The following is a 26191-nucleotide window of genomic DNA, read 5'->3' on the forward strand; positions in this document are numbered from 1 at the left end:
TGGCTGTCGTCGACACATCGCCTCACAGCGGCCGGCGCATGTGATCAAACCCTCTCGATGATGCTTGGGCAACGTCTAAGGTCCTCGCGCCCTGGTCCCACGCCTCAGCCATGGGTTGAGGCACTCAATTTCGGGGGATGAAGACATAGAAGCAGGCCGCAGCGCATTTTCTTCGGATGACAGATACCAGTGCGCTGCGTAGCCTGGCGAGCATGGGCGCAGGGGATTGGACAGATGAGGAAAATGACGCGATCGTCGCGGCCTATTTTTCCATGCTGAGCGACGAGCTTTCCGGTCGCCCTTACAACAAGGCCCTGCAAAACCGGGTTCTCCAGGGAGAGCTCGCAAAAAGTCGCGGCTCGATAGAATTCAAACATTGCAACATTTCGGCAGCTGCAAAGGGCTTTGGCCTTCCTATCCTCAGCGGTTACCAGCCGCGTTTCAATTTTCAGATGTCGCTGGCAGAGGCGATATCCCGATGGTTGGCCCGACATCCGCAATGGGATAGCGCCCTTGGCCCCGAGCTTGTGCCCGGTGTTGCGGAGCCACCTGCGCTTTTCATCGGCGTCGCGCCCACTTTGCACAATGCCCCACCACCCGCTGAATTGACGCAGATGCAGACGGTTGCACGGCGTTTCGATGTGGCCGGGAGAGACGAACGCAATCGCGCCCTTGGCCGCGCTGGGGAAGAGCGCGTACTCCATCATGAACGCCTGCAGCTACAACAGAGCGGCCGCCAGGATCTGGCCCGCCAGGTTCGATGGGTGGCCCAGGAAGATGGCGATGGCGCGGGTTATGACATCGCAAGCTTTACCCCGGATGGGCGAGTGCGTTTGATTGAGGTAAAGACCACCAACGGTTGGGAACGAACACCTTTCCATATTTCCCGCAACGAACTTGAGGTGGCCGAGATGCGACGCCAGGAATGGTGTCTCCTCCGTCTCTATGATTTCTCGCGCCATCCGCGAGCCTTCGAACTGCGCCCGCCTCTTGACGTTCATATCTCCCTGATAGCGACCAGCTATCAGGCGAGCTTCCACTGAGTAGGCTTTCGCCAACGCACTTGCCTTTACCGGCAGCGATTGTTGCGCGGGCTCGGTTTCTTCGCTACGAAGGGCCATCCACAAGGACCCGGTGAAACTCCGGGTGGCTCTTCTGGCCGCCGATCCGCCAGACAACACAGCAACGCAACTTCTGTACCCACAGGACCGAGCCCCCTCGGCCCGTTGCATTCAACTGTGAAATTTTTCCCATGCGCGCTTTTTCAAACTACCGTCAGGAGTGGTTCTCCAACATCCGTGGCGACATCCTCTCCGGCATCGTCGTCGCTCTCGCCCTCATCCCGGAAGCGATCGGCTTCTCGGTGATCGCCGGGGTCGACCCCAAGGTCGGGCTCTACGCCTCCTTTGCCATCGCCTGCGTCGCCGCCATCACCGGCGGCCGTCCGGGCATGATTTCGGCGGCGACCGCCGCAACCGCAGTCGTGATGGTCACGCTCGTCAGGCAGCACGGGCTCCAGTATCTCTTTGCCGCCACGATCCTGATGGGCATCATCCAGATCGCAGCCGGCTTCCTGAAGCTCGGCCGGGTGATGCGCTTCGTATCGCGTTCGGTCATCACCGGCTTCGTCAATGCGCTGGCGATCCTCATCTTCATGGCGCAGCTGCCGGAGCTGATCGGCGTCCCGGTCGAGACCTACTTCATGATCGGCGCCGGGCTGGCAATCATCTATCTCTTTCCCTTCGTCACCCGGACCGTGCCCTCGCCGCTGGTCTCTATCGCCGTGCTCACGCTCATCGCCTGGTGGACGGGCATGGACCTGCGCACGGTCGGCGATCTTGGCGAGCTTCCCTCGTCGCTGCCCTTCTTCATGCTGCCACAGGTGCCGCTCACCTTTGAAACCCTTCAGATCATCCTGCCCTATTCGGTGACGCTCGCGGCCGTCGGCCTGCTGGAATCGCTGCTGACCGCTCAGATCGTCGACGACATGACGGACACGCCGAGCAACAAGAGCCAGGAATGCATCGGCCAGGGTGCCGGAAACATCGCCTCCGCACTGATCGGCGGCATGGGCGGCTGCGCCATGATCGGCCAGTCCGTCATCAACGTGACGTCAGGCGGCCGCGGCCGGCTGTCGACCTTCGTGGCCGGAGCGTTCCTTTTGTTCCTGATCGTCGTTCTCAACGATCTCGTGCGCATCATTCCGATGGCGGCCCTGGTCGCAGTCATGATCATGGTCTCGATCGGCACCTTCTCCTGGCGCTCGATCCTCGATCTCGGGCGCAATCCGCTGCCCTCATCCGTCGTCATGCTGGCAACGGTCGCAACGGTCGTCGCGACGCACGATCTCGCCAAGGGCGTCATCACAGGCGTGCTTCTCTCCGGCATCTTCTTCGCCGGCAAGGTCGCAAAACTCTTCAGCGTGACCAGGAGCGGGGAAACCGCCGGCACCACGACCTACCGCGTGTCGGGCCAGATCTTCTTCGCCTCGGCCGAAAGCTTCGTGCAGTCATTCGACTTCGCGGACGTGGCCCGGAAGGTGGTGATCGATCTGAATACGGCCCATCTCTGGGACATCACCGCCGTCGGCGCGCTCGACAAGGTCGTGATCAAGTTCCGCCGCCTCGGCGTCGAGGTCGAGGTGCTGGGCTTCAACGAGGCGAGCGCCGACATGGTCGATCGCTTTGCGTTGCACGACAAGGAGGAACGGCAGGCAGCAAGCGCCACCCTGCATTGACCGGCAAGGCCGGCACCGCTTGCCGCACACCGGCGGTGCGACGCTGTCGCTCCCCCCGGTCCCGTCAGTGCGTCGCCAGCACCCGCGCCTCAACCGGCTGGTTGATGCCCTTCAGCACGAGCAACCGCGTTCCGGCGCCGACCGTCAGCGCCTGGGCCTCGGCCGCGGTTTCGGGCGAGACGAGGATTTCGCCCGCCTCGGCCTGAGATTCGAGCCGGGACGCCAGGTTGACCGTGCCGCCGATCGCGGTGAAATCGCTGCGGAAGGTCGAGAATTCGCCGATCTCGACATCGCCGGTGTGAATGCCGACCCCGACGCCGAGCGTCTCTCCCTTGAGATCGCCGAGCTGCAGGCTGCCAAGGGCGGCCGCGCAGAGCCGCTGGATCTCGCGGGCCGCCAGGATCGCCGCCTCGGCGTGGTCTTTCCGGATAATCGGGAAGTTGAAGATCGCCATCAGGCCGTCGCCCATCTGCTTGTTGACGATGCCGTCATGCGCCCAGATCGCCTGCGCACAGCGGTCCTGAAACAGGCTGACGATCTCGCTCAGGCGGATGCGCTCGATCCTCTCCGAAAGATGGGTGAAACCGCGGATATCGGCAAAGAGAATGGTCGCGCTTGCCGCAACGTGACTCTGCTTCTTCACATAACGGAAGGAGCGTTCGCAAATCGTGCAGATGTTCGGGTTCATCTTGCTGCGGGTGATGCCGAAGGCACGAAACGGCAGCGCCAGGGGCCCGCGAATGGGGATCGGCACATGCATCTGATCCCAGCATCCCCGGCAGATGCGGGCGTCGCCGCGTTGGGTCGGCTGGGTAGTAGAAGCTTCTGTCATGGTCTGCATCTGCTCCGGCTCACTGGGCCCGAGGGGCGTGAAAGAAGCTTCTGCCATTTGGCAAGTTTTAGCAACGGCTGGAAAAACCTGAGGTCAGCGAAAGCCGGCCATCGATACACGCACTTGGCCGCGCAGCCTTCCCCTCTCTCGACGCGCCGCCGCCCCATCGCATGGACGCCTGCGCGCACAGGTGGTATCGCCGTCACCTTCCGCTTCAGGCAAGGCCCGTCACCCCGATGAAAAACGTTCTCTTCGTCTGCAGCCAGAACAAGCTTCGCAGCCCCACCGCCGAGCAGGTTTTCGCCGACTGGCCGGATATCGAGGTCTCATCGGCCGGCACCAACAACGACGCCGGAAATCCGCTGTCGGCGGAGCAGATCGAATGGGCCGACATTATCTTCGTGATGGAGCGCGCCCACCGCACGAAGGTGCAGGCAAAATATCGAGCCGCTCTCAAGAACAAGCGGCTCATCTGCCTGCACATTCCCGACGACTATGCGTTCATGGAGCCGGCCCTCATCCAACTCCTGAAGGTGAAGGTCCCGCCCTATCTCTAGCGTCGCCGATGCCGACGTTTTCGAACCGGTCCGTCTTCAAGCCTTCTTGACCGGCGGGATGACCCAGGAACCGTCGAGAATGGAGGGCGGGCTGTCATCCGGCCAGTAGAGCCGCATCATCAGGATGAACTTGCCCTTCGGCGCCGGCAGCCAGTTGGCCTCCTTGTCCTTGCCGGGTGATTCATTCTGGATATAGATCTCGGTCGATCCGTCGGCATTGGTCTTGGGGCTCACGCGGGCGCTGATCGAATAGCGGTTGAGCGGATTGTCGACGAAGAAATAGTTCTGGTCATACATGGTGATCGACCAGAAGCCGCGCACCGGCGGCAACTGCCCCTTCGGAAAAGTGACGACGTATTTGTTGGCGCCGTTATAGGCCCGGGAGAAAAGCCCGTCCTTGGATTTCAGCGACGTCGGATAGATCGCATCCTGCGGGCGATTGGCGCCCAGCCCGATTGCCGTGATCAGTGCGCGCTGCAGATAGCCGTTCCCGTAGATGCCGGTCTTGGTGGTAAAGCCCCAGCCGTTGATCTCCTGAATATCGCCATCGCTGAACTTGAAATGCAGCATGATGCGATGGAATGCGGTTACCGGAATGCGCGAGACGAAGGCGGCGTCCAGCTTGCTCTTGTCGAAATCCTTGCCGGGCACGATGCCGATCTGGGCAAACTTGGCGATCGCTTCTCCGTCCGCGGCCGTCGGCGGATTGGTCTTCATCAACTCGCAAAGCAGCGTGAAGTACTCAACCGCATCCATGCGGTTGACCTGCTCGCGCACCGCCGTCTTCATGTCGATGTGCGGATCGACCTTGCCCGGTGGCGGAGTCCAATCCTTGCCGTAGGCGCTGAGCGGCACCAGCTTGCATTCGTCCTGCAGCGCGTGAACCGCCTTGTAGTCTTCGGGCGAGCCGTCGCAATAGATACGGCCGAGGATCCAGACGATGCTCGTCGGCGACTTGTATTCGGTGACGCCATCAGGGACGGTGCCCTGCCAGCCGGGCCCGGTGATTGCGTAGGACTGCGCGCCATCGCCACTCGTCCGTTTTCCAGGCACCTGGAACACCGTCGTCCAGCCGTCGAGCATCGGAAACAGGAAGTAGCGATCCTTCATGTCGGGGATCGACAGAACCCAGGGCTCCTTGCCCACATCGACGAAGGCGGTCGTATAGAGCGTATCGGCGTTTGGTGCCGTGACGTCCTTGAAGGATGCGTTCGGATATTCGCGCAGCTTGATGATGTGGCCCATCGGGCCCTTGGTTCCTTCGGGCTGTTCGACATTGGTGACGACCCGGCGGGTCATTTCGGTGGTCACCAGCGGATAGCCGTAGATATAGGCTTCGACGGCCAACCAGAAATCGTCAGCCGCCTCGATGGGATCGATCAGCGGAGATTCCAGAGCATTCGCATGTGAAAATGATACCGTTGCCAGCAGACCGGCACCGCCCAAAGCGACGGCACGACGTGTCATATCCATGTTCGCCTCCCTCTTGCCTTCATGGCGGCAAGAAAGTTAGCACACACTAAATAACACTACTAGGCATTGTATCGGCCCGGATTTCGCGCCAGATCGCGACAACTGCCCGATCGCGCCGCCGGGCCCTCCTGAGACCCGTCTCTGCCGGCAAATTCGCAACGCAACCCGGAGTGGGTCGGCAACGGCTGCCCCGGATGGCGGGGCAGCGCAAGATGCATTCGGCTGCGGAGCAGCCGATCAGAACGACAGGCGGTTGCTGGACCAGACCGGGCCGAGGCGCTCTTCTTCCTTGAGCGTCGCCGAACCGTAGGAGAAGCGCAGACCACCGAAGATGGTGCTGGTGTCGCCGGAGACCGAAGCGCTCAGGCCTGAAAGCTCCTCGTTGGTGTATTTGTAGCCGGCAAAGAGCGTGACGGGGAAAGCGTCCAGCCGGTAGTTCGCCGTCAGCTTCAGGCTGCGCAGATCGTAATCGATGTCGTCTTCGCTGATGCGATGGAGCGAGCCATCGACGTCGAAGCGCAGGTTGTCGGTCGCGTAAACGCGTGCGCCGAGCGAACCCATATAGTGGTTGGCGTCGATGTCGTCGAAGTCTTCGATGCTCGCCTGGCCATAGCCGACCGAGCCATGCAGCGTCCAGGTATCGAGGAAATAGGCCGCCTCGAAGCCACCCATGTAATCGTTGAGGTCGACGCCGATGCCGGGGTCGAGGCGTGCGCCTTGCACGAAGACACCTGCCGCAAAGAGATCGTTGCGATAGTAGCCGTGCAGCGCGCCGTCATAGCTGTTGGTGTCGAGGTCCTCAAAAGAGGCGCGCGTGTAGCCGAGATCGAGCTGCAGGTTGAAGCCGGCGCCGGCATCGAAGTTCACAGCACCCCGCAGATCCCATGCATCCGCGTCGATATCGCCGGGCGAGTCCACGGCAGCGCCGTAAGACGTCTCGACGTAGCCGACGATACCGCCGGACGCCTGCTCCACCGGCACTTCATAGGCATCCTGCGGCCCCACCAGCGGACCATCGATATCGGCCGCCGCCGCGATCGAAACACTTGAAAGAAGAAAAATGACGAAACTGCTCGCCCTGACCATTGCCCCACTCCGGTTCAAACCCCGCAGATAAGGTAAACGAACACGGTTAATACAATCTCTACGGGAAACAGATCAGACACCATGCCAAAGTCTACACGATCCGGACACTGTGGCAGCCGTTCATCCCGCGGGCGACCTTCGTCCCCCCTCGCCGCGCCGCGCAACACATTGTCGCCGCACGACACCAGCGGCTGTCCCTCATCCCGCGGTGAGGGCGATAGCCCCTCATCCCGCGGTAAGGACCGGCCCCTCATCCGCCCGGTGAGGGCTCGTCCCTCATCCGGCCTGCCAATTGCTTGGCCCGAGACGAAACCAGCTTTGACGCTGACCGCGGCCGCGTCCGAAAATGCCAGCGATCTGAGCTCGTCCCCTCTCCCCGCTTGGCGGGAAGAGGGTGAGGGGCAAGCAGGCTTGGCTCTCGGGTTAAACCCGAGGTGAGGCCAAACTCGCCCTTGCGCTGAAGGCGTCCTTACTGGTTGGCGATCTTCTCGCGCAGCCGCTCATCCTGGGCGGCGATCTCGGGCGTCACCAGGTCGCCGAAATCTTCCATCTCGAACACCGGGCGGATTTCGATTTCGCTCGGACCCGGCATCGAGTTCGGGCAGCGCTTCACCCAGGCGATCGCCTCGGCCATGTCCTTCACCGTCCAGATCCAGAAGCCGGCGACGAGTTCCTTGGTCTCGGCAAACGGGCCGTCGATAACCATGCGGTCCGCCCCGTCGAAGGCGACGCGGGCGCCGCGCGACGAGGGCTGCAGCCCCTCGCCCGCCTGCATGATGCCGGCATTGACCAGTTCCTCGTTATACTTGCCCATGGCGGCCAGCAGCTCTGTCGAGGGCATGTTGCCCGCTTCGCTGTCTTCGGTCGCCTTTACAAAAACCACTACGCGCATTGTCCATTCTCCTCTGTCACGCCGGTCCCGGTCCTCGTGACCTCAAGGGGTGCCGGCATGGTGAAACCCAGATAGGTAGAGCAGGTTACGGGCGAAAGACCCGCGCGGATTTTTTTCCTATCCCGCTCCGGTGGAGGAAGCCGGATTGGCCTCCCTGACTAAATGACGAACGGGAAATGACGGTGCCGACAGGGGCGTCGAAAATTTTCCGAAAAAAGATTGGCGCGGAGAAACGAGGAGAAAAAGCGCTGCGCGACGAGACCATCGCTGCCGATCCAAATGTGCGCCGTTGGCTCAGGGACAGCCTCCCCGTCCAACCTCATCTGGCAATTTGGCAGGAGGCCAGCGCCACCCCCTCATCTCTGTGCTTGTCACAGAGATCCAGCAGCCGTGCGTCGGCACGGCGGGAAATGCGGTCCTGGCGTACCACCTTTGTGCCACCAGGTTTCTCGCGCCGCCGACGCGACGCGGCTGGGTTCCTGTGACAAGCACAGGAATGAGGGCGGCTTGGCGTTACACGGCACAAGACCTCAAAAAAAGGGCCACGCCGCGCCGGCATGGCCCTCCGTCATCGCTGTTGCTCCTGCCGAATGCCGCGGCAGCCAAGCGCCTATTGCACCTGCGTGTGCAGGTCCGCCAGCGCCTGCCGCAGATCGTCGATCGGCGTCTGGCCCGCCATCTTCTTGCCTTCCAGTTCCGGCGGCATCTTCCAGCCGGGATCGATGCCTTCCATGTTGGGCAGCTCGTGCGCGATGCCCTTGTGGCAGTCGATGCAGGTGGCCTTGCCGGATAGCAGGTAGCGGGTGTGGATCTCGGCGGCGCGCTGGGTCTGCTTCTGCAGGTCCATGGCGACCGAGGAATGACAGTTGCGGCATTCAAGGCTGTCGTTGGCCTTCATGCGCGCCCATTCGTGCTGCGCCAGTTCCAGCCGCTTTTCGAGGAACTTCGACCGGGTGTTGATCGTGCCGAAGATCTTGCCCCAGACCTCCTTGGAGGCCTGCATCTTGCGGGCGATCTTGTCGGTCCACTGGTGCGGCACGTGGCAATCCGGACAGGTGGCGCGCACGCCCGAGCGGTTGGAGAAGTGGATCGTGCGCGTCAGCTCCTGGTAGACGTTGTCGTGCATCTCGTGACAGGAGGTGCAGAACTTTTCAGTGTTGGTGAGTTCCAGCGCCGTGTTGAAGGCGCCCCAGAACATGACGCCGCCGATGAAGCCGCCGAGCGTGAGGAAGCCCAAGCCGAGCGTGCCGGCCGGTGTCTTCATGATCCCCCAGGCCCAGAGGATGATTTTCCTGATCCATGCGATCATGTCGTCACTCGCTTCCGGCCGGCTTGAAACCCAACTCGCTCATGTCCTTGAAGTTGCTCGGCACCAGAGGATTGGTGTCCGCCTGCGGCACATGGCAGGCCGTGCAGAAGTAGCGCCGCGGCGAAACGTCGGCGATCATCTGCCCGTCGCGCGTCATGTAGTGGGTGACGCTGATCATCGGCGCGCCGGAATCCTGGGTGAACTCGCGCTTATGGCAGGAAAGGCACCGGTTGGCATTGACCGAAAGCTCGTAGCCCTCGATCGAATGCGGGATGACCGGCGGCTGGTCGGGATAGGCGCGCATCCGGCGCTTGTCGTCGACCACCCATTTCGGCAGCGGTGCCGCCGCCTCGGTCGCCATCTGCGGCGTCGGACCCTCGAGCTGCGGCACCAGCTTTTCCGCAACCTGGGCGACGGCGGCGGTGGTGACGAACACCATCACGCCGGCGGCGATTGCCATCCAGACAGGCCGCTTCGGGCCGGCAAAGGTGCGAAGCGGTTGAGCCTGAGGAACTGCCCCGAAACAAAGAGACAGGACGTTTCCAGCAATCCGCTTCAGCCGAGAAAACCCTAGAGGGTTACGGGAACGATCTTGACCGCGCATTTTTTGAAATCCGTCTGTTTGGAGATGGGATCGGTGGCGTCGAGGGTAACCTTGTTGATCAGCTGGCTGGCGTCGAACCAGGGAACGAAGATGACGCCGGGCGGCATGCGGTTGCGGCCGCGGATATCGACGCGCGAGCGGATTTCGCCGCGCCGCGAGACGATGCGCACTTCCATGCCCTGGTTGATGCCACGCTTGCGGGCATCCTCCGCGTTCATGAAGACACGCGCGCCCGGAAACGCCTTGTAGAGTTCCGGCACCCGCATGGTCATCGAGCCCGAATGCCAGTGTTCCAGCACGCGGCCGGTTACCAGCCAGGTGTCGTATTCCTCGTCGGGGGATTCGGCCGGCGGCTCGTAAGGCACGGCGAGAATGACGGCCTTGCCGTCCTTGTTGCCGTAGAACTTCACGCCCTCGCCCGCCTTCACATAGGGGTCAAAGCCTTCGCGGTAGCGCCACTTCGTCTCCTGGCCGTTCACGACGGGCCAGCGCAGGCCGCGCACCTCGTGATAGGTGTCATAGGGTGCCAGGTCATGGCCATGGCCGCGGCCGAAGGTGGCATATTCCTCGAACAGGCCCTTCTGGATGTAGAAGCCGAAGTCCTTCGCTTCGTTGTTGTCGTATTCGGCGCTTACCTCCGACAGCGGGAAGCGGTCGACCTCGCCGTTCTTGAACAGAACCTCAAACAACGTCTTGCCGCGATAGTTGGGGTTGGCGTCGAGGATTTCCTTCGGCCAAACCTCGTCGGTGGTGAAGCGCTTGGAGAACTCCACCAGCTGCCAGAGATCCGAACGCGCTTCGCCGCGCGCCTGCACGAGCTGGTGCCAGACGTGGGTTCGCCGCTCGGCATTGCCGTAGGCCCCTTCCTTCTCCACCCACATGGCGGCGGGCAGGATCAGGTCGGCGCTCATCGCGGTGATCGTCGGATAGGCATCGGAAACGACGATGAAGTTGTCCGGGTTGCGATAGCCCTGCCAGGTCTCGTTGGCGGTATTGGGCCCCGCCTGGACGTTGTTGTTGACCTGCACCCAGTAGAAATTGAGCTTGCCGTCCTTCAGCATCCGGTCCTGCTGCACGGCGTGGTAGCCGGGCTTTTCCGGGATGATGCCGTGCGGAATGCGCCAGATCTCCTCCGCATGCTTGCGATGCTCGGGATTGGTCACAACCATGTCGGCCGGCAGGCGGTGCGCGAAGGTGCCCACCTCACGCGCGGTGCCGCAGGCAGACGGCTGGCCGGTCAGCGAGAACGGGCTGTTGCCGGGCTCGGAGATCTTTCCGGTCAAAAGGTGCAGGTTGTAGACCATCTGGTTGGCCCAGACGCCGCGCACATGCTGGTTGAAGCCCATGGTCCAGAGCGACATGACCTTGCGGCTCGGGTCCGCATAAAGCTCGGCCAGCTGTTTCAGGAACTCCGGTTCGACCCCGGTCAGCTCGACGGTCTTTTCCAGCGTGTATTCGGAAACGAATTCCTTGAACGCCTCGAAATCCATCGGCTCGGTCTTGCCCGGGTCCTTGGAGTTGGCGGCATTGACCTCGATCGGGTTGTCGGGCCGCAGACCGTAGCCGATATCGGTCACGCCGCGGGCAAATTTCGTGTGCTTCTTGACGAAGTCCTCGTTGACCTTGCCGCTCTCGATGATGTGGTTGGCGATATAGTTGAGGATCGCCAGATCCGATCCCGGCTTGAAGACGATCGGGATATCGGCGAGATCCATGCTGCGATGGGTGAAGGTCGAAAGCACCGCGACCCGCACATGCGGCTGGCCGAGACGCCGGTCGGCGACGCGGGTCCACAGAATCGGGTGCATCTCCGCCATGTTCGAGCCCCAGAGCACGAAGGCATCGGCGTTCTCGAAATCGTCATAGCAGCCCATCGGCTCGTCCATGCCGAAGGTGCGCATGAAGGCGACGGCGGCGGACGCCATGCAGTGGCGGGCATTGGGGTCGAGGTTGTTGGAGCGGAAGCCCGCCCGCATCAGCTTGGTCGCCGCATAGCCCTCGAAGATCGTCCATTGCCCGGAGCCGAACATGCCGAGCGCCGTTGGGCCCTTCTCCTTCAGGACCTTCTTCGCCTGCTCGGCCATCACGTTGAAGGCCTCGTCCCAGCTCACCGGCTCGAACTCGCCGTCCTTGGCGTAGACGCCGCCACGCTTCCTTAAGAGCGGCGTCGTCAGCCGGTCGTTGCCGTACATGATCTTGGACAGGAAATAGCCCTTGATGCAGTTGAGGCCGCGGTTGACCTCGGCCTGCATGTCGCCATGGGTGGCGACCACCTGGCCTTCCTTCACGCCCACCATCACGCCGCAGCCCGTGCCGCAGAAGCGGCATGGCGCCTTGGACCATTTGATCTCCAGCGCGTTGACACCGCCCGGCACCGGCTGTGCGGCCGCAGGCAGCGCAATGCCGGCCGTGGCGGCGGCGATGCCGGCCGCATGGGCCTTCAGTATGTCACGCCGCGTCAGTTCTCCGCTCATGGCTCCTGCCCTTCCTCTTCCATTTCGACATGCTCGAAAACCATGTTGGCCGAGATCACCCCGTCGAGCAGCGAGATCTGCGTCAGGCATTCGCCGAGCGCGCCCGTACTTCTGCCTTCGATGACGATGACGATCTTGCCGCCGCCATGGCCGTGGATTTCGACGTTTTCCATTCCTGCGAGCGTCGCTAGCACCGCTTCCGTGCTCTGCGGCATCGTGGCGACCACGGCGCTCGAAATGTGATAGGGCGTGCCCGCCTTTGCCATTGCGGCCTCAGACATGAGCCACCTCCGCTTCCAATGCCTTGACCACGATGGCGCTCACCGGGCAGCCGCCAAGGCAGGCGCCGCAGCCGGTGCATTTGGCTTCGTCGAGTTCGGGCAGGAACGGCCCGCCGATGCGTGGGCGAAAACGGATCGCCTGCTCCGGACAGCTTTCGCCGCAGGACTGGCAGGCGACGTAGCGGCGCGCGAGGCACGTGTCGGCAATGCTTGCGACATGCGGAAAACGCCGCACATCCTTCGCCTCGAACACGGGCTCGGCACAGGCTTCCGCGCAGGCGCCGCAGAAGGTGCATTCGCCGCCGGAAAAGTCGACGAAGGGCCGACCGCCTTCAAGACGGATTATGCCGGTGGGACATCGCTCCGCACAGGCGCCGCAGCCGGTGCAGGCGGCAAGGCTCGGCTCCGAAACACCCGGCGGACGAATGCGAACGGGCTTTGCCGCAGCGCGGCCGGTGAAGAGTTCACGGCGTGAGAGAGGCTCAGTGCCCATGGCTCACCTCAATGCCCGGGCGGGCCCGGCGGGCCGAAAATGATCTGCAGCATCCAGACGAGGAAACCATAGCCGCCGACAATACCGACGGCGACAATCGGCCAGATGCCGAAGGCGAGCACGAAGAAGGTAATGAGCTCCGCACGCCGCGACCGCGGGCGGTTTTCAATCGGCTGTTGCTGAACGAGCTCTGGCATTCCTGCGTCCCCCAACACAATCTACGGTAAGATGCGCCAACCGAAATAAAAATCAATCCCATGACCTAAGGATGACACTTCCGCATCCTGCCGCACAGTAGAGGCCAAACAGAGCCGGTCATTGATCTGTGTCAAAACACCCGAAGTCCGACGCAAAAATCGACGGCAATTCTCCGATCGCGCGCCGAAATAACACGCGGAGATCAATCAACTTTCCGAAATCCGTTATATTTACACGAATACATCGCTTCCGACACTTTCGCCAAGGCGGTGAACCAATGCAAGCACAGGGCGAATCTCACGGACGGCGAATGCCGCATCTTCAAGGCGGCAACGGCTGTCCAGATCGCCCTTGCAACCCAGGGCTTCACCTTCTATTCCTCGTCGCATGACACAGCTCATCGAAATCGGAACCGTGCGCGTGCTGAAATGCGCAAGCGAAGGAACGCTGCTCAAGGCGGCCGGCGACGCCAACGATTTTCTCGGCGACGCCTGGGCGCATGAGGCGACCGTGGTGGCGATCCCGGTGGAACGGCTCGGGGCCGATTTCCTCGACCTTTCGACGCGTATCGCCGGCGAAGTGTTCCAGAAGTTCGTCAACTACCGCATGCGGCTCGCCATCGTCGGCGATATCGGCCCGAGGCTAGAGGCCAGCAAGGCGCTGACCGATTTCGTGCGCGAGACCAACAAGGGCAATGCCATCTGGTTCGTGCCGGATTTCGAGGCGCTCCGCGTGAAGCTGGAAGGCGTCGCGGCCGCCTGACTGCCCACGGACCGGCATCCCTTGCCATCATCGGAAAAGCCGATGGCGCTATCGGTTTTCTCCGTTTCCGCTGGTGCCGCCGCTCTGCCAAGTCTCCTTCCGGTCACCACCGAAAGGAACAACGGACAATGAACGCAATCGCCAATACGAGGATCCTGATTGCCGGCGGCGCTTCCGGCATGGGCCTGGCGCTAACGAAACGGGCGCTCGCCGAGGGCGCCGAGGTCATCGTCGTCGGACGCAACGAAGAGCGGCTGCATCGCCTGCGCCATGACCTCGACCACTCTTCGCTGACGACGATCGCCGCCGATATCGCCCGCGAAAACGAGGTCGCCGCGCTTTTCCGCCAGCTCGGCCGTATCGATCATATCGTCAGCACCGCCGCCGATATCGAAGGCGCTTATGAACTCCTGCCTTCGATCGATCTTGCCGCAGCGCAGAAGGTAGTGGAGACGAAGGTCTTCGGCCCGCTGCTCCTGGCGAAATATGGCGCGCCGGTGCTTTCGCCCGCAGGCTCCCTCACCTTCACCTCGGGCATTGCCGCCTACCGCCCCGCCGCCCGCGGCGCCGTCGTCGCCGCGGTCAATGCGGCTCTCGAGGGGCTGGTGCGGGCGCTTGCCGTCGAGCTGGCGCCGATCCGGGTCAACGCGGTTTCGCCCGGCTGGGTCGATACGCCGATCTGGACCTTCGTTGCCGGCGACAGGAAGGACGAGACGCTGCGCGCAATGGCCGAGCGCCTGCCGGTCGGGCGCGTCGGCAAGGCCGACGACATCGCCGATGCCATAGGATTTCTCATCGGCAACGGCTTCACAACGGGTACGGTGCTGCATGTCGAGGGCGGGCACCGGCTGATCTGAACCGGGTCTAGGTCACAGCCGGCGCAAAAGCCTCGCTCGCCGCGGCAAGCAGGCGCCGGAGCGCCGGCGGCTGCACGCGGCGGCGGCGCCAGATCATGGAAAGCGGCACGGTGCGTGTCGGCCCCGGCCAGGCGACCGCGCCGATTTCATCGCGCGCCAGCGCATCGGCAACGGCAAGGCGCGGCACCAGGGCAATGCCTGCGCCCGTCGCCACCAGTCTTGCGATCGCGGCAAGGCTGCCCACTTCGGCCGCGCGCCGTGGCGAGACCCCGGCCTCGGCAAAGGCCCTGTCGACGATCGCCCGGTAGACGCAGCCGCGCTCGGTGGTGAGAAAATCCGCTGCCGCAAGCCCCGTCATCGTCGGCGCCCTCGCCAGCGCCACATGCCCCGGCGGCACGATCAGCACGATCGGCTCGGCGGCGATCACCCGCCGCGCCAGCCGCTCGTCGGCCGTGCCCTCGCCAAACGAAAAGGCGACGTCGATCTCACCCGTTTCGAGCCTGCGCAGCAGGTCGCCGCTGCCGGCAACCGTCAGCCGCAGATCTATATCGCCATGGGCGGCGCGAAACCGCGACAGGAAGGGCGCAAGCTGCGCCGAGGCGATCGTCTCCAGCGCGCCGATCGTCAGCGCGCCCGCCTGCTGCCCGGCCGCGGCCGCCACTGCCGCCCGCGCCTCGTCGGCCAGGGCAAGCATCTCCTCGGCATAAAGACGCAGCGCTTCGCCGGCCGCCGTCAGCTCCAGCCCGGCCTTGGCGCGAACCAGCAGCGTAGCGCCGAGCTCGGCCTCGAGCGACTGGATCTGATCGCTGACGCTCGATTGCGCCAGATGCACCTCCGCCGCCGCCCGCGTGATGTTGCGATGACGGGAGACGGCAAGGAATGTCGTAAGAAGGCGAGGATGCATCGGGAGGAAGCCGCCGGGAGAGATGGGGAAAGGGTGTGGCACCAAGGCTGCCACAGGCATTCGCCGGGCGTCAACCGCGCCCGGCGGCAGCCCCCCGCCCCGCCCGCTAGGCCGACGCTTCCCCGCGGCGCAAGGCGCTTGCCGAGCGCCCTGCTCCCGGCCGCGATCAAAAGCGCGATCGCCGTCAGCAGCCCTGCGACAGCGAAGGTCACCTGCATGCCCCAGGCCACCGCCTCCGGCGCGGCCTTGGCGATATCGCTTGCCGCAACCGCCGAGGCGAAGACCGCCCCCATCACCGACGCGCCGGTAACGAGGCCGAGATTGCGCGAGAGGTTGAGCAGGCCGGAGACGACACCGCGCCGGTCCGCCGCCACCTCAGCCATGACGGCCGTGTTGTTGGCCGCCTGGAACAACTGATAGCCGGGCGTCAGCAGCGCGATCGCCGCGATATAGCCGGCAACACCGGCCAGACCGGGCAGAACGGCGAGCGAAATGCTGCCCGCGACCATCGCCACCAGACCGACCGAGACCACGGAGCGTGCACCCAGGCGATCGACGATGCGACCGGCGACCACCCCGCCGAAGGCCGAGATGACGGGACCGACCGACATGACGAGCCCGACCATCGCCGCATCGAGCCCCAGCCCGCGCGACAGATAAAACGGCCCGACCACCAGCGTCGCCATCATCACGGTCGAGACCAGCGCATTGGTCGAAATCCCCAGGCTCAGCGTCGGATCACGAAACATCGCCAGCCGGATGAGCGGCGAGCCTACCTTCGTCTCGACCAGCAGGAACAGCCCAAGGCCGATGGCAGCCGCCAGGAGCAGCGCGACATTCAGCACGCCGAAGCTGCCGCGCCCCGCCGTCATCGCCAGCGCATAGGCGCCGAGCGAAAGCGCAAGCAGCAGCGTGCCGGCCAGATCGAAGCGCGGGCGCTCCCTGCCCTTGAGGCTTCGGTCTGCGGGCAGATACCGATGGGCAAGCACGAGCGCCAGGAGCCCCAGCGGCACGTTGACGAGGAAGATCGTCCGCCAGCCGGGGCCGGCAATCAGCGCGCCGCCGAGCGACGGCCCGAGCGCGGTGCCGATGGCCGACATGGTGCCGAGCAGGCCCATGGCGCTGCCGGTCTTCTCCTTCGCCACGGCCTCGCCGACAAAGGCCATGGTCAGCGCCATCATGATCGCCGCGCCGATCCCCTGCACCGCCCGTGCCGCGATCAGCAGCGCAAGGCTCGGCGTCAGGCCGCAAAGGACCGAGGCTGCGGTAAAGAGCGCGATGCCGGCAAGAAGCAGCCGCCGCCGGCCGACGATATCGCCGAGCCGCCCGACGCTGACGATCAGCGTGGTGATGGCAAGCAGATAGGCGAGCACCACCCATTGCACCGCCTGAAACGACGCGCCGAAGGCATCCGCCAGCGCCGGAAGCGCCACATTGGCGCTGCTGGTGCCAAGCGAAGAGAGCAGCATCGACAGCGACAGGCTGGCGAGCACCCAGCGAACCGGTGCGGCGGCGGGAGCGATGGCAGTCTTCGTGACGCTCATCGGCCACCTCCCACGCGCGAGGCTTCGCGACGCCCGTTCCTAGCGCAAGAAATGGCTTTAAAACAAAGAGATACAGCGCCGTCATGAATCAAAATATGCGGCAAGCGCTTCCGGTCAGACCGGGAAATCGGGGATGGGGCCGCATGCGTAAGCAGGTATGGGATCATCGGAAAACCCTCCAATTCGGTTCTCCGAAAAAATAGGCCCCGACCTCACATGGCGGAAGGCGCAGCATTTGCAATTCATTCGTGCGTTCAACGCCACATCTGACATGAACTCGTGTTATGAAGGACGATGACCAGACCGGATCTCAACCTGCTCGTGACCCTCGATGTGCTGCTTTCGGAAGGCAGCGTCGCCCGCGCCGCCCGGCGCCTGCAGCTCAGCCCCTCGGCCATGAGCCGGGCGCTGGCAAGGCTGCGCGAGGCGACCGGCGATCCGCTCCTGGTGCGCGCCGGCCGCGGCCTCGTCCCCACACCGCGCGCGCTGGAGCTTCGCGGTCGCGTCGGCCCACTGGTGGAAGCGGCCGAAGCCTGCCTCCGCCCCGCCGAGAACCTCGACCTGAAGACGCTCACCCGCACCTTCACGCTCAGGAACCGCGAAGGTTTCGTCGAAAATTTCGGTCCTGATCTGATTGCCCGCGTCGGCGCCGAAGCCCCCGGCGTGCGCCTCCGCTTCGTGCAGAAGCTCGACCGGGACAGCAGCCCCTTGCGCGAAGGTACTGTCGACCTCGAAACCGGCGTTGTCGGCGACATGACCGGCCCGGAGCTTCGCGCCCAGGCGCTTTTCCACGACCGTTTCGTCGGGGTGATCCGCCCCGGCCATCCGCTGGCATCAGGCGAAATCACAACCGCCCGCTACGCTAAAGCCCGCCACGTCCAGATCTCGCGCCGTGGCAACGACACCGGCCCGATCGACACCGCCCTTCACGCGGTCGGTCTCAGCCGTCAGATCGCAGCCTCCGTCGGCAGCTTCTCCGAGGCGTTAGCGCTCGCCCGCGCCACGGATCTCGTCGCCAGCGTCCCCGAACGCTACACCGGAACGCTGCGCCAAGACCTCGTCACCTTCCCGCTCCCCGTCGCGCTCCCCGAAATCACCATCTCGCTGCTCTGGCACCCGCGCCTGGATGCGGATCCGGCGCACCGGTGGTTACGGGCGTGCGTGCGGGAGGTGTGCACCACGTAAGGTCCCGGTTACGTCCGGCGAAGAATGCCAGGCCCGTGGACTGACAGCCGCGCCGGAGACCTGCAGGGCTATGGAGGCCGCTGTTGCCTATGACAGGCCATCGGGGTATCAGCCCAATCCCAGCCGCGAAGCGCCGTCTCGCCACCGCCCGTCAAACCCGCACAGGAGAACGCGATGTTCGACCACGTCAAATTCGGTGTCCGCGACTATGCGGCAAGCCTCGACTTCTACCTGAAGGCGCTCGAACCGCTCGGCGTCTCCGTGGTCGATCATGGCGCCCACGGCGTGGAAATGAGCACGGACGGCAAGTCGTCGCTGTGCCTCTACCAGACCGAAGAAACGCCGGCGCACCTTCACCTCGCCTTCATGGCCGCGACCCGGCAGCAGGTCGACGCCTTCTACCAAGCAGCCCTTGCGGCCGGCGGCAAGGACAACGGCGCCCCCGGCCTGCGCCCGCGCTACCACGCCAATTATTACGCCGCCTTCGTCCTCGATCCGGATGGGCACAATATCGAGGCCGTCTGCCACGAGGCTGAGGCCTAAGCCTCGCGGACAGCGGCACCTGAGGCGCTCATGCGCTTTTCGAAAGGGACCCCTTGGCGACTGCCGGTGCCGCCTCGTACCAGCCCTTCGACCTGTTCACGATCCAGACGACCGACAGCATTACCGGCACCTCGATGAGCACCCCGACGACGGTGGCAAGCGCCGCGCCCGACTGGAAGCCAAAGAGGCTGATGGCAGCGGCAACGGCGAGCTCGAAGAAATTCGATGCTCCGATGAGGGCCGAGGGGCCGGCCACGCAATGCTTCTCGCCTGACAGGCGATTGAGCAGATAGGCCAGCCCGGCGTTGAAATAGACCTGTATGAGGATCGGCACTGCCAAAAGAGCAATGATGGTCGGCTGTGCGATGATCTGTTCGCCCTGAAAGCCGAACAGCAGCACCAGTGTCGCAAGCAGGGCGACCAGCGATATCGGCTGAACCTTCGCGAGGAACCGATCGAGACCTGACGACGATTCACCTACCTTGAGGTACTTGCGAAGCATCTGCGCGACGATCACAGGAACGACGATGTAGAGCACGACGGACAGGGTCAAGGTCGCCCATGGGACGGTAATCGCAGAGAGCCCGAGCAGAAGTCCGACGATCGGCGCGAAGCCGACGATCATGATCGCATCGTTGAGCGCCACCTGGGACAGGGTGAACAGCGGGTCGCCGCGCGTCAGGTTCGACCACACGAAAACCATCGCCGTACACGGTGCAGCCGCAAGGATGATCAGTCCGGCGATGTAGGAGTCGATCTGATCCGCAGGCAACAGCGGACGGAACAGCCAGCCGACGAACAACCAGCCTAGCAGCGCCATCGAAAACGGCTTGATCGCCCAATTGATGAAGAGCGTCACGCCGATGCCGCGCCAGTGGCGCCCCACCCCTGAAAGCGACTGGAAGTCGATCTTCACCAACATCGGGATGATCATGAGCCAGATGAGGATCGCGACCGGGATGTTGACCTTCGCGATCTCTGCCGCGCCGATGGCATGAAACACGCCGGGCAGGAGATGGCCAAGCGCGATGCCAACGACGATGCAGACGGCAACCCACAGGGTCAGATAGCGCTCGAAGGCCGACATCACGAAGTACTCCGGCCGGTCGAGCCTTCCATGCCACCGATCTCGCGAAGCTGGCGCTCCAGCGCCATGCGATCGATCGAAGCCATCGGCAGGTTGATGAAAGCCGCAATCCGGTTCTTCAGGAATTTTGCGGCCTTCGCAAAAGCCTGTTGAATTTCGGCCTCGGTTCCTTTGACCTCGGCCGGGTCCTCGATACCCCAATGGGCGGTCATCGGATGGCCGATCCAGACCGGGCAAGCCTCGCCGGCCGCGCTGTCGCAAACCGTAAAGATGAAATCCATCCGTGGAGCATCAGCGCCGGAAAACACGTCCCAACTCTTCGAGTGCAGCCCGCCCGTCGGATAGCCTAGAGCGTCGAGTTCAAGGATGGCGTGCGGATTGACCTGCCCCTTCGGCTGGCTACCGGCCGAAAAGGCGCGGAACCGGTCCTTTCCCTCCTTGTTGAGGATGGCTTCGCCAAGAATGGAACGCGCGGAATTGCCCGTGCAAAGGAAGAGCACGTTGTAAACACGATCAGACATGGGTGTCCCTTTAGGTGGAGTGCTCGGGGAGAACGAGCTTCATCAAGGTTGCTGACGACGGGCAGAGCGAGGACGCCTGCCGGGTATTGAGAATTTCCGCCGGGGCCTCCGAACGCTCGATGCATCTGAAGCCGAGACGCTCGAAGAACGGCACCGCCGTTTCCGTGAGCAGAAACACCGATCTCATCGCGAACCGATAGCCGTGCCCGAACATGAGAGGTGGCAATCGGCTTCCGATACCGCGCCCTTGGTATTCCGGCAGGACGACGAGGGAACGCAGCAACGTATGCTGGCCACTCTGTTCCATACCGCCGTATCCGACGACCTTGCCGTGCGAATTGAAGGCAAAGAACTGACGTCCCTCCTCTTCAAGATCATCAACTGGAAGGTTTGCCGCCATCAATGCGGTCCGCAGCCCGGGGTCGCTTCCGGGAATGGGGTGCAAGTCGAGCTCTATCATCCTTTGGCTCCTGAAGGCGCACAACATGGCGCCGCGGCGACCGCAGGCGCGCAAATCTCGGGATGCCCGCCGCAGCAGTCTTCCATGAGGAAACGGACCAGACCGCCGAGCGCATCGTAGTCTGCGCGATATATGATTGAACGGGATTCCCGTTGTTGCGTGATCAGGCCTGCCCGCTCCAATTCCTTGAGATGAAAGGAAATGTTCGAAGGCGACACCTCCGCCCTTTCCGCCAGAGCACCCGCTGCCATACCGTCCGCGCCGGCGATGACCAGCAGACGGACGATCTGTAGGCGAGTCTCCTGCGAAAGCGCTCCGAAGGCAGCGAGGGCTTGACGCTCATCCATATTTCAATAATCCTTGAATCGTTGAAATGAGGATTAACCCAAATGAATGTTCTCGACAAGCCCAAAATCAGCGACCACGACCTCAACCTCTCCGACTTGCTCAGCGCGCTCCGGATCGCCGGGGATTTGCCGCTCGTATTTCACTACGATGGGCGTCAGGTGAAATCCGGCTACCATGTGACAGAGGTTAAGGCTGGCCAGTTCTCGGCCCTCGATTGCGGCGCCAATCCGGAGGCCTGGTCCGAGATCTTCGTGCAGCTATGGGATGTTGAGGAAGCCCGTCGAACGCACCTTTCCGCCGGAAAATTCTCGGCCATCGTCCGCAAGGTTTCCGAACACGTTCGCCTTAATGCCACGGCCCGCCTTACCTTCGAGGTCAGCGACGGCGTGCGTCCGATGCAGCTCTATTGCGCCGATGCTCCTGTCGTGAAGGATGGCAGCATTCACGTTCACCTGGTGCCGAGGCCTGCCAGCTGCAAGCCGCGAGATCGCTGGCTTGCCGAAACCAGCCGCCCGACGGCATGTTGCGCGCCCAAAGCTTCGCCCGGCGCTTGCTGCGCTTGAGGCGATCCGCCACGGATGGACGGGGGGTCGTACCCGGGCCCGCCGGCCAGGCGAAGCATTCGGTAGCAACAACCACCAGACCTGAGGCGCCCCCACCACATTCGTCGAGATGGCCGAACTGCCGGGGCACCTCGGCGCGACGCCGGCGCGCAAGGTAAAAGGAAACCAGAACGAGCTGGTGATCATCAGCCCTTGGAAAGACATGGCGTCTGCAAATGACGCCGTCGTCAAACCCTGCGCGCAGACCTTCTCCTATCCTTCGATCTGAAAGTGGGGTTTTTCGAAGCCCTCGTTTCGACCGGCATCATCGGCGGGCACGACCACGAGCTTGAAGCCGACAGGGTTGGATAGGCAAAAAATGGCTTCAAGCCGATCTATTTGATCCTCCCCTCTTCCTCGCCAACCGCGCATGCGCGGTTGGCGACTTCGAAACGTCGAGGACAAAGACGTCAATCCTCAGCTTTTCATCCTGGTCCAATCCGTCGATCAACATTTTTTGTAGCTCAGCGGCATTTGAGGGAAGTGGGATGTCGTCTTGTCGGCCGGGCAGGTTTTTCCCGGCGACCTGACCAAACCACAACACAAGGTAGATTCCCCTCCCGTCAGTGCGCCAATCACGCGTGTATTTTTCACTCAACTGAATGCTAGATGCGTTCCAAACTTGTGGGTGCCATTGGCCTTTGATCTCGATTGGCAGCCCTTGGCCAAGAATGGTCGCATAGATGTCGACGCGGTTTTGATCGGGCATTGGAAGCTCTGGGAACAGTTCAACCGCACTCGAAAGACGTGGCCGGAGCAGATCTAGGAGGCGATCGCGACATGTGTTTTCAACCTTCGGAATTTCGCGGTCCCAGAAAGCTTCCCATCCGCCTGTGTCAGAGTTCCTCACGTACAGCTGAAGGTCATCCAAGTGATCGAGGATAACCGCCTGTAGATCCTGTACACTCGTCGGCTTCGCGTTCCCAAGAATATCCTTCAGGTCACGGAACGAGGGAGGTACATAGCTCTGATCTCTTCGAGTTCGAAGTTGTACGAATGCAATGTGTTGCAAATACTCAGAGTAGCTACTCTCCCCTAAAAACACCTGAAGGCGATCAAGCGCCTCAGTGGCGTCGCTCGTTGCGTTGTTGCCGATCGACCGCACGCAATATTTAATGAAATCGCTGGCGTCCCAAGGATTCTGGCGGCCACTCCAACCGCCTGTGGGATGTGCCACATGCGGCCATTCCACGGCGAATGCATTAATGATCGCCTCGTACCGTTCGACCCGAAGCTCTAGACGCTCGGCCCCTTCAGCGTCCGGTAAAACCAAGTCAATTATTGGCCAGATGAGTTCTTTGGATACAGTCGCAGCGACTTGACGATGCAGAACTGGCGGGCCGATGCAAAATGCGACAGCCGCCCAGAGAAATTGAACGCTTTTATCACGATCGTTTAAGGTGCTTAAGCGGTTGTGGACCAGCCGCAAAAGCTCTGAATACTCGACCGAATGGATGGCAAACCGCACCAATTCTTCTTGAGTGTCGTAGGGAGCGTCTAAATAGTTAGCTAGCCATTTGAGAGCGAGTCGAGGGGAAAAGTTGAGAAATCGTTTTTCGCGAACAAACCTGTAAATGCCCGAGATGGGCGACTTTCCTGCAGCAAGCTGAGTTTCGATAATCACCGAAATAAACGTCTCAGCCCTTTGCTCATCACTGAAAGTCATGCCTTCAAGGCTGACCTCAATATCCTCGCCCAGCTTGCTAGAGTTAAACTCCGGCATACCCCACCAAATTGCCAGAACCGCCGTTATCACGTCTTGCGAGACATCCCTGAGTGAACCGCCCGACCGGACAATTTCAGCAACGCCAGCCAACATCACAGATTCGGCTCGCCAGCGTTTGTTTTCTAAGCGTATCGAACAAATGCTCTCAAAATTCGGCAAATCATCCCGGTGAAGCGCAACCATAAATCCCTTAGTCGCGGCTGCCGCAACATTTTCACCAACCCATTCGGTCAGGCGCGCGACAGGATCCGTGGGATGGACAAGGTCAGAATATCGACCAAGATAGCCGTCGGCCAACGAGACCAGAGCGCCCATATTCTGGCCAGCCGCAATCGCCTCGACAACTTTAGAGAAAGACTCTCGATGCCGTCGGAACTTTGCGAGCCGAGACTTATTGTAACTGACCTGACGTCGCCTCTGTTCGGACTCGTAATCGCGGGCTGGCGGACGCGCAATTTCTTCGTAGATAGCAGCTAAACATCGATGCCGACGAACGCCCACCGAAATCGCGTCCTTCAAGCTCTGCTCATGTCTATCCGGCCTTCCCATCGCTCGGACCAGGTCCCCCCATAGTTCGATTTGGTACGGCGTTGGCGTCGCTTCGTCGGCAATTTCGAGAAGAAAGGAAGCAGCATCATCGGTTGAAAGCATAAGCCCTGACACGCTGCGCGGCAGTTCATGAACGATTGCCATCCAAGGGGCGCCGTCTATCGTGGTGTCGTAGAGTACGATCCGCTGAACACCTCGACGAAAATCGTCGCGCGCCTGCAGATACACCTTGATTGTGGCGGTCGCGTCTTCATGGTAGCCAGTACGCCCTTCGAGATACTCGACCCATGACCAGAATCGTCTAGGATCAATCTCAGCACCATCGATAGCGGACAACAGCAGTCGCTGGATCGCTGAAGTCATTGAACGGCCCGGATGCCAGTGACGGGGCCTCTGCTTTTCTATTACTCGTTTGGCAATACAATCCAGAACCTGTCGGGCTAGGTCGGGAGGTGTTAGCTCGAATAGACGATAGTCGGAGCCGAAGATACGAGACTCACGCCGCTCGGATTCATTCATTCCGTTCAAGGCTACTAGAGCGTCAGCGATGATTGCAGGGCCGAAGTTGCTTGGCCCGACTATCGCAATCAACTCTACAACCAATCGATTGCTATCGAGGCGCCTTTGGCCAAGCAACATCTCCATCATCCAGAGCCAATCAACCGAAACCCCAGATTTGGCGAGCGCTTCCGCAGCGTGGATTCGTTCTACGTAAGGCGCGGATTTATCTTCGATCAGCGCGAGCAATTCAGGCACAAGTTCACTTGTTAGAGCGGAACCAGCTAGCGACCCAAGAATGAGGGCTGATAGCTGCATGTGCCTTTGTGGGCTTGTGATGAGTTCGACGATGTCTTGCTTGAGTTCCGAACGCCCTAGTCCAGCAACGGCGCGAACTCCCCAATCTTCGCTACGGAAATAGGGATCCTCCTCCGCCAACTTTGATAGCGCCCTTAGCAGGTGGCGTGCATTTGCCGCAGAAAGGCGGCTTATATCCCCATACCGCAGAAATCCGTACGGGTCGGCGTCGGCGCAGCGAGAAAATACCTGAGGGAAAAAGTATCCGATCCAAGCGTGTAGTCCGCGGAGTGCCGAAGGCACCCCACCGGCAAACTCGATCAATCGAAAGAGCCGTCGCTGTGAGAGCTTGGTATCAAGTCTTTTGCTCAGCCAGCGTGCGGCATGATATTCCGCAATTACCCTGTGAACTGGGACCAGTTGTCCCTCAGCTTCCGATTTGAAAAGCCTTGTTTTGAGTACGGCTTGGACTTCCTCACCATGCCCCATCCCACCGAGTTCGGCAAATGGAACAAATCCAACCGGGGACGATTTACGGCTCCCAGTCGCGATACCAACACTTCCCGAAAGGATCAAATGTGCAAATATAGCGCCAGCCGCATCTAATAGTGCCTCCCTTGAAATTTGTGCGTGTGGTGATTGATCGTGCGCTTGGTTCTCCTCTTCCACCAAAACATGTGTCGCACGCTCTAGCAGGTCGGTTTTGCTGGTAGGCAACCCAGCATCCTGAATCCAAACTTCCGCCAGCAGTTTTAAAGTGAGTGGGTTGCCGGCGAGGTCGTCGAGACCGCGTGATTTAATCGCAGCTAGAAAATCGCTGCAGTCGATAGACGGATTGTATCCCCCAAGAAAATCTCTGACTTGCTCATCACTAAAAGGAATGATGTGCACAAGAATCGGCTCGACGCCGTAGTCTTGCGAAAGTTTGTGCCGACTAACAGAACCCAGCCAATCCGCGGACCGGCATGAAATGATAACGCTCGGATTATTGAGTTTGCTTAGCGACTGAAGAATGCGATCAATCGGGGACTCGGCACCGGGCGCTGAGATTTCGTCCAGCCCATCAATAATAAGTGGCGTATCCCCTCCGCCAATCTGAAATGCTGCCGGATTCGCCGATCGCCAAAACGTCCCAGCGGCAACTCTCGTAGCCCCAAATGAAGCTTCGAGATATTTGGTCAACTCGGTTTTGCCAATACCTGGTTCGCCCAGCAGCACCACCACTTTCGAAAGGGAAATTACTTCAAGTTCGGTTATCGACCGTTCTTCCCTTGCGCCCTTTGACGCAACAAGTGTCCGATGAACATAGGTCACGATGCAAGTCCGAGTAGCGAGCAATTCACCAGTCTACGGTTGCATCGTTGCACAGACA

25 protein-coding genes, 1 pseudogene and 1 other annotated feature are annotated in these 26191 nt (G+C 61.7%); of the genes and pseudogenes, 9 read left to right on the forward strand and 17 right to left on the reverse strand.

Annotated elements, in window-relative coordinates:
* The first annotated feature begins 176 nt into the window (after positions 1-176).
* Entirely contained in the window at positions 177-1043 is an 867-nt protein-coding gene (locus AB4Z53_RS05940; RefSeq protein ID WP_291150578.1) for a DUF3883 domain-containing protein, read from the forward strand.
* 81 nt (positions 1044-1124) lie between these two features.
* Positions 1125-1180, forward strand: a sequence feature (sul1 is cis-regulatory element that is thought to sense ions involved in sulfur or methionine metabolism; They are found in Alphaproteobacteria).
* 72 nt (positions 1181-1252) lie between these two features.
* Positions 1253-2737, forward strand: coding sequence for a SulP family inorganic anion transporter (locus AB4Z53_RS05945; RefSeq protein ID WP_441595265.1), 1485 nt, complete (start codon positions 1253-1255; stop codon positions 2735-2737).
* A gap of 64 nt (positions 2738-2801) precedes the next feature.
* Here AB4Z53_RS05945 and AB4Z53_RS05950 read toward each other — a convergent pair whose 3' ends face one another.
* Positions 2802-3569 (reverse strand): adenylate/guanylate cyclase domain-containing protein, encoded by a 768-nt coding sequence (locus AB4Z53_RS05950; RefSeq protein WP_441595266.1) that lies wholly within the window; start codon positions 3567-3569, stop codon positions 2802-2804.
* Between the two features lie 236 nt (positions 3570-3805).
* On the opposite strand from AB4Z53_RS05950, the gene AB4Z53_RS05955 reads away from it, so the two are divergent.
* On the forward strand, positions 3806-4126 hold the full coding sequence (locus AB4Z53_RS05955; RefSeq protein ID WP_291150571.1) for a low molecular weight protein tyrosine phosphatase family protein: 321 nt from the start codon (positions 3806-3808) through the stop codon (positions 4124-4126).
* Positions 4127-4162: 36 nt separating this feature from the next.
* Here the strand turns inward: AB4Z53_RS05955 and AB4Z53_RS05960 are convergent, their stop codons facing one another.
* The 9 genes from AB4Z53_RS05960 to napE form a co-directional block, all read right to left on the reverse strand.
* A complete protein-coding gene (locus tag AB4Z53_RS05960) occupies positions 4163-5599 on the reverse strand; it encodes a DUF1254 domain-containing protein (protein ID WP_113539006.1) in 1437 nt (478 codons plus the stop codon).
* Positions 5600-5836: 237 nt separating this feature from the next.
* Positions 5837-6685 (reverse strand): hypothetical protein, encoded by an 849-nt coding sequence (locus tag AB4Z53_RS05965; RefSeq protein WP_441595267.1) that lies wholly within the window; start codon positions 6683-6685, stop codon positions 5837-5839.
* Between the two features lie 469 nt (positions 6686-7154).
* Entirely contained in the window at positions 7155-7577 is a 423-nt protein-coding gene (locus tag AB4Z53_RS05970) for a YciI family protein (protein WP_441595268.1), read from the reverse strand.
* 610 nt (positions 7578-8187) lie between these two features.
* Positions 8188-8886, reverse strand: a complete 699-nt coding sequence (locus tag AB4Z53_RS05975) for a NapC/NirT family cytochrome c (protein WP_113539003.1) — start codon at positions 8884-8886, stop codon at positions 8188-8190.
* Between the two features lie 4 nt (positions 8887-8890).
* On the reverse strand, positions 8891-9346 hold the full coding sequence (locus AB4Z53_RS05980; protein ID WP_113539002.1) for a nitrate reductase cytochrome c-type subunit: 456 nt from the start codon (positions 9344-9346) through the stop codon (positions 8891-8893).
* Positions 9347-9456: 110 nt separating this feature from the next.
* Positions 9457-11964: a periplasmic nitrate reductase subunit alpha gene (gene napA, locus AB4Z53_RS05985; RefSeq protein WP_441595269.1), complete on the reverse strand. Its 2508-nt coding sequence runs from the start codon at positions 11962-11964 to the stop codon at positions 9457-9459.
* Positions 11961-12245: a chaperone NapD gene (locus AB4Z53_RS05990; protein ID WP_419195765.1), complete on the reverse strand. Its 285-nt coding sequence runs from the start codon at positions 12243-12245 to the stop codon at positions 11961-11963. The genes napA and AB4Z53_RS05990 overlap by 4 nt, the downstream gene beginning before the upstream one ends.
* Complete coding sequence (gene napF, locus AB4Z53_RS05995; RefSeq protein ID WP_441595270.1) at positions 12238-12738, reverse strand: ferredoxin-type protein NapF; 501 nt, start codon at positions 12736-12738, stop codon at positions 12238-12240. Before napF ends, AB4Z53_RS05990 begins: the two co-directional genes overlap by 8 nt.
* A gap of 8 nt (positions 12739-12746) precedes the next feature.
* On the reverse strand, positions 12747-12935 hold the full coding sequence (gene napE, locus AB4Z53_RS06000) for a periplasmic nitrate reductase, NapE protein (protein WP_291150557.1): 189 nt from the start codon (positions 12933-12935) through the stop codon (positions 12747-12749).
* 388 nt (positions 12936-13323) lie between these two features.
* Here napE and AB4Z53_RS06005 point away from each other — a divergent pair, with 388 nt between their 5' ends.
* Together AB4Z53_RS06005 and AB4Z53_RS06010 are read left to right on the forward strand one after the other, a co-directional pair.
* On the forward strand, positions 13324-13698 hold the full coding sequence (locus AB4Z53_RS06005; protein ID WP_441595271.1) for a DUF4180 domain-containing protein: 375 nt from the start codon (positions 13324-13326) through the stop codon (positions 13696-13698).
* Positions 13699-13826: 128 nt separating this feature from the next.
* Complete coding sequence (locus AB4Z53_RS06010) at positions 13827-14555, forward strand: SDR family oxidoreductase (protein WP_441595272.1); 729 nt, start codon at positions 13827-13829, stop codon at positions 14553-14555.
* A gap of 7 nt (positions 14556-14562) precedes the next feature.
* On the opposite strand, the pseudogene AB4Z53_RS06015 reads toward AB4Z53_RS06010, so the two are convergent.
* Together AB4Z53_RS06015 and AB4Z53_RS06020 are read right to left on the reverse strand one after the other, a co-directional pair.
* Positions 14563-15390 (reverse strand): annotated as a pseudogene (locus AB4Z53_RS06015) (LysR substrate-binding domain-containing protein); the annotation flags it as partial.
* Positions 15288-17003 (reverse strand): MFS transporter, encoded by a 1716-nt coding sequence (locus tag AB4Z53_RS06020; protein ID WP_441595273.1) that lies wholly within the window; start codon positions 17001-17003, stop codon positions 15288-15290. The gene AB4Z53_RS06020 and the pseudogene AB4Z53_RS06015, both read right to left, overlap by 103 nt.
* A gap of 294 nt (positions 17004-17297) precedes the next feature.
* On the opposite strand from AB4Z53_RS06020, the gene AB4Z53_RS06025 reads away from it, so the two are divergent.
* Positions 17298-18188, forward strand: coding sequence for a LysR family transcriptional regulator (locus AB4Z53_RS06025; RefSeq protein WP_441595274.1), 891 nt, complete (start codon positions 17298-17300; stop codon positions 18186-18188).
* Positions 18189-18362: 174 nt separating this feature from the next.
* Complete coding sequence (locus AB4Z53_RS06030; RefSeq protein ID WP_223724772.1) at positions 18363-18731, forward strand: VOC family protein; 369 nt, start codon at positions 18363-18365, stop codon at positions 18729-18731.
* A 28-nt stretch (positions 18732-18759) separates the two neighbouring features.
* Here the strand turns inward: AB4Z53_RS06030 and arsB are convergent, their stop codons facing one another.
* From arsB to AB4Z53_RS06050, 4 genes are read right to left on the reverse strand one after another with little or no spacing between them, the layout of a single operon-like run.
* Complete coding sequence (gene arsB / locus AB4Z53_RS06035) at positions 18760-19818, reverse strand: ACR3 family arsenite efflux transporter (RefSeq protein ID WP_441595494.1); 1059 nt, start codon at positions 19816-19818, stop codon at positions 18760-18762.
* Complete coding sequence (locus tag AB4Z53_RS06040; protein ID WP_441595275.1) at positions 19818-20339, reverse strand: arsenate reductase ArsC; 522 nt, start codon at positions 20337-20339, stop codon at positions 19818-19820. The genes arsB and AB4Z53_RS06040 overlap by 1 nt, the downstream gene beginning before the upstream one ends.
* Before the next feature lie 10 nt (positions 20340-20349).
* Positions 20350-20799: an arsenic resistance N-acetyltransferase ArsN2 gene (gene arsN2, locus AB4Z53_RS06045; protein ID WP_441595276.1), complete on the reverse strand. Its 450-nt coding sequence runs from the start codon at positions 20797-20799 to the stop codon at positions 20350-20352.
* Positions 20796-21146: an ArsR/SmtB family transcription factor gene (locus AB4Z53_RS06050; RefSeq protein ID WP_441595277.1), complete on the reverse strand. Its 351-nt coding sequence runs from the start codon at positions 21144-21146 to the stop codon at positions 20796-20798. Before AB4Z53_RS06050 ends, arsN2 begins: the two co-directional genes overlap by 4 nt.
* 42 nt (positions 21147-21188) lie before the next feature.
* Between AB4Z53_RS06050 and AB4Z53_RS06055 the strand changes: the two genes are divergently transcribed.
* Together AB4Z53_RS06055 and AB4Z53_RS06060 are read left to right on the forward strand one after the other, a co-directional pair.
* Positions 21189-21710, forward strand: coding sequence for a DUF6428 family protein (locus AB4Z53_RS06055; protein ID WP_291150530.1), 522 nt, complete (start codon positions 21189-21191; stop codon positions 21708-21710).
* Positions 21711-21819: 109 nt separating this feature from the next.
* Entirely contained in the window at positions 21820-21978 is a 159-nt protein-coding gene (locus tag AB4Z53_RS06060; protein ID WP_441595278.1) for a hypothetical protein, read from the forward strand.
* Between the two features lie 96 nt (positions 21979-22074).
* Here AB4Z53_RS06060 and AB4Z53_RS06065 read toward each other — a convergent pair whose 3' ends face one another.
* A complete protein-coding gene (locus AB4Z53_RS06065) occupies positions 22075-26133 on the reverse strand; it encodes an NACHT domain-containing protein (RefSeq protein ID WP_441595279.1) in 4059 nt (1352 codons plus the stop codon).
* Positions 26134-26191 lie beyond the last annotated feature (58 nt).

It is taken from the genome of Ensifer sp. 2TAB8 (assembly GCF_052115125.1).
GTDB lineage: Bacteria > Pseudomonadota > Alphaproteobacteria > Rhizobiales > Rhizobiaceae > Ensifer.